Below are 1426 nucleotides of genomic sequence, written 5' to 3'. Positions count from 1 at the left end.
AGGCGACGTTGTCGGTGAGCATGTGCCAGATCGCAGTGATGATCGAGTGTTCGACGGCGACCAGTGCTCTGAGCGGGCCGCGGCGGGCGGTCAGCCGCTTGTAACGGGCTTGGAGGTAGGTGTCCTTGGTTCTCACGGCGCCGAACGCGGCGAGGCCGAGTGCGCCTTTGAGGTAGGGGTTGCCGGGCCGGACCTTGGTGTTCTTGGTGCGGCCGGCGGACTCGTGATGGCCGGGACAGACCCCGGCCCAGGACGCGAGGTGCTTGGCGGAGGTGAACCGGGTCATGTCCCCGCCGGTCTCCGCGATGATCACTTCGGCGGTGGCCTGGTTGATGCCGGGGATGGTGTCGAGCAGGTCAAGGGCGTCACGAAAGGGTGCCATCGCCTCCTCGATCCGTCCGGTGAGCTGGTCGATCATCGTGGTGAGGTGGTCGTACTGGTCCAGATGCAGCCGGGTCAGGAACGCGTGGTGCTCGCGGAAGCGTCCGGTCAGGGCCTCGGTGAGTTCGGGGATCTTGTTGCGGAGCTTTCGTTTGGCCAGGTCCGCGAGAACCTGCGGGTCGGCTTCGCCGCAGACGAGGGCTTCGAGCATGGCCCGGCCAGAGACGCCCATGATGTCCGAGGCCACCGCGGAGAGTTTGATGCCGGTGTCCTCCAGCAGCTTCTCCAACCGCTGGACCACACGGCCGCGTTCACGGGTCGCGGTGGTCCGGGCCCGGGTCAGGTCCCGCAGTTCGCGGACCGGCTCGGGCGGCACGAACGAGGGCCGGACCAGGCCGTGGGCGCCGAGCTGGGCCAGCCAGGCCGCGTCCGAGACATCCGTCTTGCGGCCGGGCAGGTTCTTGACCTGCCGCGCGTTGACCAGGATCACGTTCAAGCCCTCGGTCAGCACGTAGTAGAAGGGCTTCCAGTAGTCCGAGGTCGCCTCGATCACCACCAGCGTCACCCGCGCAGCCAGCAGATGCTCCCGCAGATCCAGGACCGCGTTCGTCGTCGATCCCCACGTCGTGGTCTCCGTCGTGAAGGAACCCCGCCGCTTCGTACTCGGAGTACGGACGCACACCTTGGCGTCCTTCTTGCTGATGTCCAGGCCCGCGCAGCGTTCGTGCAACACGTCCACGGCCTTGCTCCCTCCCACACCGAACGGTCAAGCAGTACGCCGTTCCGGGAGGGCCAGGGTGAATCAGGAATTCTGACGCACGTGCTTCACAGCAACACTCCACGGTTCCCGTGGACGGCCCCCAGCACCACGCTGACCTGCGAGCTCACCGGCATCACAGAGGCATCGGTTTCGGCCGGAACGGACACCCCAAGGTTCTCGAACAGGCACCAGCCCACGTCAGGGCAGACAGAAGCACCCCCGGCGCGCGCCACGGGATTTACCACGCCCCCGGCGCGCACCGAAGGTGCGCTGGATCGCTGACCT

At 67.0% G+C, this 1426-nt stretch carries 2 protein-coding genes; both read right to left on the bottom strand.

The window, feature by feature from the left end; all coding sequences use genetic code 11:
* A partial coding sequence (locus tag AB0I23_RS41475) for an IS110 family transposase (RefSeq protein ID WP_359118449.1) occupies positions 1-1120 on the bottom strand: 1120 nt, incomplete at its 3' end.
* A gap of 86 nt (positions 1121-1206) precedes the next feature.
* The coding region (locus tag AB0I23_RS41470; RefSeq protein WP_359118447.1) for a hypothetical protein at positions 1207-1426 on the bottom strand (220 nt) is incomplete at its 5' end.

The organism is Streptomyces atratus, assembly GCF_040655115.1.
Lineage (GTDB): Bacteria > Actinomycetota > Actinomycetes > Streptomycetales > Streptomycetaceae > Streptomyces > Streptomyces atratus_D.
Note: the sequence above shows the minus strand (reverse complement) of the source record. Positions and strands in the feature narration are given on the sequence as shown.